6 protein-coding genes are annotated in these 8,687 nt (G+C 54.7%); 1 reads left to right on the top strand and 5 read right to left on the bottom strand.

Translation table 11 applies throughout. From position 1 onward, the window contains the following. Positions 1-157 precede the first annotated feature (157 nt). A complete protein-coding gene (locus ACA067_RS22785; protein ID WP_497458607.1) occupies positions 158-1,114 on the top strand; it encodes an alpha/beta hydrolase in 957 nt (318 codons plus the stop codon). A gap of 196 nt (positions 1,115-1,310) precedes the next feature. Here the strand turns inward: ACA067_RS22785 and ACA067_RS22780 are convergent, their stop codons facing one another. The 5 genes from ACA067_RS22780 to ACA067_RS22760 all read right to left on the bottom strand — a co-directional run bounded on the left by ACA067_RS22780 (position 1,311) and on the right by ACA067_RS22760 (position 7,889). Next, positions 1,311-2,384 carry a hypothetical protein gene (locus ACA067_RS22780; protein ID WP_497458606.1) on the bottom strand — a complete coding sequence of 358 codons (1,074 nt, stop codon included), beginning with the start codon at positions 2,382-2,384 and terminating at the stop codon, positions 1,311-1,313. Positions 2,385-2,499: 115 nt separating this feature from the next. Continuing rightward, entirely contained in the window at positions 2,500-3,570 is a 1,071-nt protein-coding gene (locus ACA067_RS22775) for a hypothetical protein (protein WP_497458605.1), read from the bottom strand. 115 nt (positions 3,571-3,685) lie between these two features. Further along, the gene (locus tag ACA067_RS22770) at positions 3,686-4,720 is read right to left on the bottom strand and encodes a hypothetical protein (RefSeq protein ID WP_497458604.1); all 1,035 of its coding nucleotides are present in this window, start codon (positions 4,718-4,720) and stop codon (positions 3,686-3,688) included. A gap of 69 nt (positions 4,721-4,789) precedes the next feature. Next, complete coding sequence (locus ACA067_RS22765) at positions 4,790-5,848, bottom strand: hypothetical protein (RefSeq protein ID WP_497458603.1); 1,059 nt, start codon at positions 5,846-5,848, stop codon at positions 4,790-4,792. A 4-nt stretch (positions 5,849-5,852) separates the two neighbouring features. Next, positions 5,853-7,889 carry a lipase family protein gene (locus tag ACA067_RS22760; RefSeq protein ID WP_497458602.1) on the bottom strand — a complete coding sequence of 679 codons (2,037 nt, stop codon included), beginning with the start codon at positions 7,887-7,889 and terminating at the stop codon, positions 5,853-5,855. Between the last annotated feature and the right edge of the window lie 798 nt (positions 7,890-8,687).

The following is an 8,687-nucleotide window of genomic DNA, read 5'->3' as shown; positions in this document are numbered from 1 at the left end:
TAGGAGCTGTCGAGTGAAACGAGGCTGCGATCTTTTGATCTTGTTTTTTAAGATCAAGATCAAAAGATCGCAGCCTCGTTTCACTCGACAGCTCCTACAAAAGCGCCGCTCGTTTCAAGATTTTGTATTGACCTCTTTGCGTAAAAGGATTCATCCCATGGCTGTGTTGCCAGAACTTGAAGCATTTCTCGAACTCGCCGAATTCGGCCGCCTGACCGGCAAAAGCCGCGCCATGCATGAACTGTCACCGCAACAGGCACGAATCGACTTCGAAGCCTCCTCGGGCTTTCTTGACGTGCCGCTGGGCAGCGTTACCTGCGAGGACTTCACCATTGCCGCGCGGGACGGCCATAGCCTGTCGGCGCGGCTGTATCGCGATGGCACCTCGGTCGACGGACTGCAGCCCGTGCTGCTGTATTTTCACGGCGGCGGTTACGTCGTCGGCAGCCTCGACTCCCACGATGCACTGTGCCGACGCCTGGCAGCCCAAGGTGGCTTCGACCTGTTGACGGTGGATTACCGCCTGGCACCGGAATGGCGTTTCCCGACCCCGGTGCAGGACGCCTGCGACGCGGGTAACTGGCTGGTCCGCGAAGGCGCGGCCCATGGCCTGGATGCAACGCGGGTGGCCGTGGCCGGTGACAGCGTCGGCGCGACCCTGGCCACGGTGCTGTCGATCATGTCCGTGCGCGAACCTGCTGAATTACTGTTGAAACCCAAGGCGCAAGTACTGGTGTACCCGGTGACAGATGCCACCACCAAACGCGCCTCGCACCGCGACTTCGCCGAAGGCTACCTGCTGGAAACGCCGACGCTGGACTGGTTCTACGCCCATTACGCACGCACGCCCCAAGACCTGGCGGACTGGCGCTGCTCGCCGCTGCTGGCACAGGACCTGTCAGGCGTCGCACCGGCGCTGGTGTACCTGGCCGGACATGATCCGTTGCATGACGAAGGGCTGGCCTATGCCGAGCGCTTGCGAGCTGCTGGTAATGACGTGACGCTGCTGGAACAGCCGGGCATGACCCATGATTTTTTGCGCATGGCGGGGTTGTTGGGGGAGGTGGGAGGGATTCATGCGGAGCTGGCGGGCTGGGTGCGTTCGCGTTTGTGATGTGAACGAACACCAGCGTCACATTTGCGCGGAGTATTGAGTCCATACTTCCGCGCAATAAAGGCATATTAACCACCCAGTCACGGTTGAAACACGTTTCCCCAGGAACCCTTGTCGGGATATCTTTTCGACTCATGGTGCTCTCGCCACTGGTAACTTGCGGAGAACTCCAATACCTGGTTTTGTGCACAAGACATCACCATACCCGCTTGGGAAACTCGGCTTTGCGCACTGGATGCGCACTTTCTGGCAACGGTTTCGTGCGCCCGTTGGGTTCGCTCAAGTCTTGAAATACCTGGCCGTCTTCGCCGACCAGTCGATAGAAGTAAGACGGCAATTTATTGCCCCACTCGTCCGCAACGACGTAGCGTCCAAATCCCGGTTTGCCGGGCTCGGGCAGCCAATCGGGTAATAGTTGTGGACGGCGGTCTGGGCAGTTGGTGTAACGCCCGACGGTGAAACAATCGCGGGCTCCTCCAGTGCGGATAGTTTGTAGTTTCAAGAAATCCGGCTTGGCACGAGCCACAGCTTCACTGCTGCCATCGGGATAGGTGAAAACTGCGTAGTTACCTTTTTTCTTTACTTTAGGCCCTACTGAGCTAACCAGAAGATCGGTGTGCAGGATCGGCTCAAAATACACTTGGCGCGCCTGCAATGCCTGATAAGTCAAGAAGTAATCTGGACCTTCGCTTAATAGACTGACGTCCTTTTTATACTTTCCAATAAATGATTCACTCACCCAAGGGTAATAGTCTTTCTTGATCGTCAGATCCCCATCGACCTTGATATTCGCTCCACCTCGTGGCGAATTGTTGCGGTCGAATATTACAGTCACGCCACCTCCTGCGCCAAAGGTCACGTTCTCGCCAAAAAGCGTCGGTTCACCGTACTTCACCCCAAAGGTCAGGTTGCTCAAACGCCATTGACATGCCCCACCACCATCCATCGGTACCTTCGCCACGTAAAAGTCGCTCTGCCCCTGCCGCATCAGTTCTACATCACTACGTTGGTATCCATCGCGTTGATAAGATTTTCCACTAGCCGTGTGATCGGTAAACGTGCATCGGGTTGAGCGATATATAACTTGCATTCTTCTAGCTTGAAGCTCTTTCGGCAGTTTTACTGTAACGGTTACTTTTTCACTGTCCGCAGGCGGCGCTAGGCTGTAATCCTGACTGCAACCACTGAGGCTGAAAAACAGTGTGAATAAAACGACGGGCAGCCTGTGACGCATGATTTTGTCCGTTGTCAAATCTTCGGATTTAAGCATCGGGTTTTCCTAACAGGTGTTAACATCGGCCGTCGTACAAACATTGGAGCACCATGGCGGTCTCCCCGCTGGTTACTGGCGGAGAACTGGAACACCTGATTTTGCGCGCAACGCATCACCATACCCGCTTGGGAAATTCGGCTTTGCGCACTGGATGCGCGCTTTCTGGCAACGGTTTCGTGCGCCAGTTGGGTTCGCTCAAGTCTTGAAATACCTGACCGTCTTCGCCGACCAGTCGATAGAAGTACGACGGCAATTTATTGCCCCACTCGTCCGCAACGACGTAGCGTCCAAATCCCGGCTTGTCGGGCTCGGGCAGCCAATCAGGTAATAGTTGTGGGCGGCGGTCTGGACAGCTGGCGTAGCGCCAAATATCGAAGCAATCGGCGTCGCGTCCGGTGCGGATGGTTTGGAGTCTCAAGAAGTTAGGGTGCCATTTTCCATCTGCCACGGTGGTGCCGTCGGGATAGGTGAAAGCCGTGTAGTTGCCCTCTTTCTTTTCCTTCGGTTGCTTGGAGTAAATCGTAAAGTCCGAGTGCAGGATAGGTTCGAAATACACCTGACGGGCTTGTAATGCCTGATACTTGAGATAAATACCGCCTCCGCCTGCCAGACTAATGTGTTTTCTATAACCTCCAAGAAAGGCCTCACTTACCCAAGGGTAATAGTCCTTCTTGATCGTCAAATCTCCTTCAACCTTGATATCCGCTCCGCCTCGTGGTGAGTTGTTATGGTCGAAGATCACGACCACACCACCACCTCCTCCTCCGATTACGTTCTCGCCAAAGCGAGCCGGATCGGCATAGACAACGCCAAAGGTCACATTGGCCAGATGCCATTTGCACGCGCCGCCACCATCTTTTGGCAGCTCGACTTGATAAAGATCACTCTGCCCCTGACGTTGAAATTCCTTATAAACGGAATGACGACCGTCCTGTTCTACGCGTTGGCCGCTGGCCCCATGACTGACGCTTTTACAAGTAGCGGAGCGATACATCACCCACATGGTTTCAGTTTTCAGTTCCTGGGGCAGTTTCACGGTCACGGTTATTTTTTCGCTGTCCGCAGGCGGCGCCAGGCTGAAATCCTGACTGCAACCACTGAGGCTGAAAAACAGTGTGAATAAAACGACGGGCAGCCTGTGACGCATAGGTTTGTCCTTTGTCAAATCTTCGGACTTAAGCATCGGGTTTTCCTAACAGGTGTGAACATCGGCCGTCGTACAAACAGTGGCGCACCATGACGGTCTCCTCGCTGATGACTGGCGGAGAACATGAACACCTGAATTTGCGCGCAATACATCACCATCCCCGCTTGGGAAACTCGGCTTTGCGCACTGGATGCGCACTTTCTGGCAACGGTTTCGTGCGCCCGTTGGGTTCGCTCAAGTCTTGAAATACCTGACCGTCTTCGCCGACCAGTCGATAGAAATACGACGGCAATTTATTGCCCCACTCGTCCGCAACGACGTAGCGTCCAAATCCCGGCTTGTCGGGCTCGGGCAGCCAATCAGGTAATAGTTGTGGGCGGCGGTCTGGACAACTGTCGTAGCGCCAAATATCGAAGCAATCGGCGTCGCGTCCGGTGCGGATGGTTTGGAGTCTCAAGAAGTTAGGGTGCCATTTTCCATCTGCCACGGTGCTGCCGTCGGGATAGGTGAAAGCCGTGTAGTTGCCCTCTTTCTTCTCCTTCGGTTGCTTGGAGTAAATCGTAAAGTCTGAATGCAGGATGGGTTCGAAATACACCTGGCGGGCTTGTAATGCCTGATACATGAGATAGATACCGCCGTCACCTGTAAGGCTGACACGTTTACTGTATCCACCTAAGAACGCCTCTTTTATCCAAGGGTAGTAATCCTTCTTGATCGTCAAATCTCCTTCAACCTTGATATCCGCTCCGCCTCGAGGTGAGTTGTTATGGTCGAAGATCACGACGACACCTCCTCCTCCTCCTTCGATTACGTTCTCGCCAAAGCGAGCCGGATCGGCATAGACAACGCCAAAGGTCACATTGGCCAGATGCCATTTGCACGCGCCGCCACCATCTTTTGGTAGCTCGACTTGATAGAGATCACTCTGCCCCTGACGCTGAAATTCCTTATAAACGGAATGATGACCGTCCTGTTCTACGCGTTGGCCGCTGGCCCCATGACTGACGCTTTTACAAGTAGCGGAGCGATACATTACCCACATGGTTTCGGTTTTCAGTTCCTGGGGCAGTTTCACGGTCACGGTTATTTTTTCGCTGTCCGCAGGCGGCGCCAGGCTGTAATCCTGACTGCAACCACTGAGGCTGAAAAATAGTGTGAATAAAGCGACGGGCAGCCTGTGACGCATGATTTTGTCCTTTGTCAAATCTTCGGAGACTGGCGGAGAACATGAACACCTGAATTTGCGCGCAATACATCACCATCCCCGCTTGGGAAACTCGGCGTTGCGCACTGGATGCGCGCTTTCTGGCAACGGTTTCGTGCGCCCGTTGGGTTCGCTCAAGCCTTGAAATACCTGACCGTCTTCGCCGACCAGTCGATAGAAGTAAGACGGCAATTTATTGCCCCACTCGTCCGCAACGACGTAGCGTCCAAATCCCGGTTTGCCGGGCTCGGGCAGCCAATCGGGTAATAGTTGTGGGCGGCGGTCTGGACAGTTGGCGTAACGCCAACGTGAAAAGCAATCGGCGTCGCGTCCGGTGCGGATGGTTTGGAGCCTCAAGAAGTTAGGGTGCCATTTTCCATCTGCCACGGTGGTGCCGTCGGGGTAGGTGAAAGCCGTGTAGTTGCCCTCTTTCTTCTCCTTCGGTTGCTTGGAGTAAATCGTAAAGTCTGAATGCAGGATGGGTTCGAAATACACCTGGCGGGCTTGTAATGCCTGATACATGAGATAAATACCGCCGTCACCTGTAAGGCTGACACGTTTGCTGTATCCACCTAAGAAAGCCTCTTTTATCCATGGGTAGTAATCTTTCTTAATCGTCAAATCTCCTTCAACCTTGATATCCGCTCCGCCTCGAGGTGAGTTGTTATGGTCGAAGATCACGACCACACCTCCTCCCGCGCCATGGGTCACGTCTTCGCCAAAAAACATTGGATCACCATAGGTAACGCCAAAGGTCACGTTGCTCAAACGCCATTTACATGCGCCACCACCATCCATCGATATTTTCGCTTCGTATAGGTCGCTCTGACCCTGCCGCATGGGTTCTACATTGCTACTCTGATACCCATCGCGTTGATAGGATTTGCCACTGGCTGTGTGATCGGTAAACGTACATCGAGTCGAGCGATACACTACTTGCATACTTCTAGCTTCAAGCTCTTTCGGCAGTTTTACTGTTACGGTTACTTTTTCACTGTCCGCAGGCGGCGCCAGGCTGTAATCCTGACTGCAACCACTGAGGCTGAAAAACAGTGTGATTAAAACGACGGGTAGCCTGTGACGCATGTTTTTGTCCTTTGTCGCGTTCATGGGCTTAACCGTAGGTTTTCTCGTAATAGGCTCGTGGGTCAGCGATGGCATTGAAGCGCTGTAGCGCTTCTGTACCGCCCTCGGCCTGTTGCGTTACCCCCAACGCTTGGTCAACCAGCTTCTGTAATTCCAGGAACACGCTGTTACGCTCGTACTCAGCCGCAGGAATGGTTGCGTAGTTGCCCTTCATCTGCTGCTTGAACTTGCTCCGCTGCACCTGGCGCTCCAGTGACGGATTGCGCTCCGGGTCGATCGATTCCAGCAACTGATTGTGGATATAGGGTTGGTACTGCGACATGAGGTGATCGCCAATACTCAGCAGGCGGTTTATATCCGGGTGACTGTGGCGCGGAAAGAATCGGGCACGACTCTCGGCGCTCAGGGACGTGATCAGACGTTCCTGGGCCTGCTCGGCCTGTTGGTCTTCGGCCTCGCCAAGGCTTGGAACCAGATACGGCTTGGCCATTTCCTGCAACTTCACCGTGATGTTGCTGCGATAGGGCGCGCCGTCCGGTTTGCGGTAAGCGGGGTATGGGGTGATTCCCTGTTCCCGGTGCTGCTCGGCCTTGAGAAACATGGCGAGTTCGCCGTGATGGCTGAACGGATCACCGTGTTTGAAGATCGTACTGGCCAGTGCCCGGCCTGAAGACCAGCTAAAACCCATTACGGTACCCATTGAGCCGTAGACGTCGTAAAAATGATTGTCCAGTGCCGCTTCGGGCGGCACACGGGGGACGAGGTCGGTGTCGTTGACATGGCGGAAATGCCATAGCTCGCTCAAGGACTGAATGGCCTTGAGGGTAAAGGTGCGTGGCATGCCGTAGGTATACAGGAGCGGATTGCGGTCTTTCAGTGAGGCGGCATGAACTAGACCGAGGGCACCACCGAGACTATGTCCGCAGATGAACAGCTTTTTTTCAAATGCGTTTTCCGGAATCGTCTCCCCCAGATCCGTGGCATAAATCCTCCTGGCTATTTCAAACGCATCGCGAAAACCCAGATGCACACTGCCCTCTGGAACCAGATCAGCACAGGGCACCTTCGGCTCGCAATTGGCCGCGACCTCCGGTTTCACCGGGCGAAAAGTCAAATCGGTGCTCAAGTCGGCCAGACCATTCATTTCGGTGCCGCGCCAAGCCACCAACACCTGGGATGCACTTATGGCGTAAAAGAATTGAGTATTGCCTTCTGGGGGTATTGCCAATCTGGTATCCAATGACTTGACCGCTGTGTAGCGATCGCGAAAGGGAACGTCACTCACCAGACAAGGCCATGCCTGGCCGTTATCCCAAACTCGGGGCGTGCGTGACAGATCCAGGCATTGCTGCTCGAACAGCTCCTTGACCGAACCCAGTTCGTTTTCGGACTGTGCGCTGTAAGCCAGAATGCTCATCAGTCCCAGGTTGTAAGCATTGGCGAGGCTGTAGTCAGCCTGGTGGTGCAACGTCAGCGACCAGGCACGAAACGGGCAGATCTCCAACACATGACGACGAGCCAGTTGGTCGTCACCAACGGTAAAACCGCTGTATGACAGGTCCGGAAAATGGAAGGCCGGAAGCTGATTCGGATCAGCCAAGGGCGGATCGAAAGTGGGCTTCCGATCGCATAATTGGCCGATGCGCAGGTAGCGGTAGCCGTGGCCTGCTGCATGAGACTGTTCTTCAATTGGCGAAAAACCCGAACGCTGTGGCCCATACAGCGGAGTGCGGTCCCCTACACCTGGCCGGGGTGGCTCGGGCCGTTCGGCACGCAGGCGGCGAGTCTGCATCTGCTCGAGCAGAGGACCGGCCTCGATCTTGAGAGTGATGGATAGCGGGTGCAGGCCGTCAAGACGGATTAAGCCCTGGGCGTCGCTCTGGCCAGCATATTCGGACACATAGCCGGTGCGGGTGGCGTCATTAATCGCCCGATAGGGCATGTTCGCGACGGGCTCGCCCTGTTCGTCCAGTAATTGGAATTCCACCCAGTAATATTTCTGTTTGCCGCATGTAACATCTTTGGAAGGGTTGAGTGTATCCGTACGGTGCAGGGTGTCATTCATATCAGTCCTTGAGTAGTTGAGTTATTGAAACAGCAGCAACCACAACTGAACCTGGCGCGGTTTTTCTCTGATTGTTCAGCACGAAGGGGTGGCTTAGGCGCTCTTCACCGTGGAAGGCGAGGACGTCGAGGTGGGTCGCAAGATCGCGGACCCAGAGTTAATGGCGGCTGTGGTCGAAGAAGACGGGCAGGGCATTCACGTTAAATCCTCCCAAGTATGGATAGGCATACGGGGAGGCTTAATTTCCACCCTCATTCAAGTACTCGACAGCTTTCACGAATCTGACAAAAGTTGGGATAGGAAGCTTCTGATACACGCGTAGGATGCGTCCGAGATGGTGGCGCGTCTGATCTGTAGGATTTTTGCGGGTTTGGCGAAGGGGGGCGCGCGGCGGTATCGGACAGCATTTAAGCGATCAGAGTGAGGGTTGTTCCACCGCTATTCGCGGTTCTTATGCGAGCAATTTGCAGCATGTTTAATTGCCAGCCAGGTTACTTCCCGAAAGCCACAACGCCTTGCGTCATTGCCTACAGTTACTCCAGAATCCGCCGGCTTGTGCGCCTTGGGTGCGGGCTCTATCGTTTGTCGGTCGCTGAAAAACAGCGATCGGGTTTGGTAGCCCGTTTCGTATTAGGCGCATAGCGCCACCTTACGCAGTCGCTTTCTCCGGACTCTGTTTTATGGTGGTCATGCGCAGGGCTCCTTCGGGGGCGCCGGGGTTCCTAGTGCGACCGGTCTACCAACCCGCGTATGGCCGCCACCTTTCGTTTGGTAGCGAGGGTGATGGCTCCTTTGTTA

This window comes from Pseudomonas sp. LBUM1674, assembly GCF_059695635.1.
Note: the sequence above shows the minus strand (reverse complement) of the source record. Positions and strands in the feature narration are given on the sequence as shown.

Excerpts from the sequence above, each read along its gene's own strand:
- ACA067_RS22775 (WP_497458605.1), bottom strand. The coding sequence starts at position 3,570 with ATGCTTAAGTCCGAAGATTTGACAAAGGACAAACCTATGCGTCACAGG.
- ACA067_RS22770 (WP_497458604.1), bottom strand. The coding sequence starts at position 4,720 with ATGCGTCACAGGCTGCCCGTCGCTTTATTCACACTATTTTTCAGCCTC.
- ACA067_RS22785 (WP_497458607.1), top strand. The coding sequence starts at position 158 with ATGGCTGTGTTGCCAGAACTTGAAGCATTTCTCGAACTCGCCGAATTC.
- ACA067_RS22780 (WP_497458606.1), bottom strand. The coding sequence starts at position 2,384 with ATGCTTAAATCCGAAGATTTGACAACGGACAAAATCATGCGTCACAGG.
- ACA067_RS22765 (WP_497458603.1), bottom strand. The coding sequence starts at position 5,848 with ATGAACGCGACAAAGGACAAAAACATGCGTCACAGGCTACCCGTCGTT.
- ACA067_RS22760 (WP_497458602.1), bottom strand. The coding sequence starts at position 7,889 with ATGAATGACACCCTGCACCGTACGGATACACTCAACCCTTCCAAAGAT.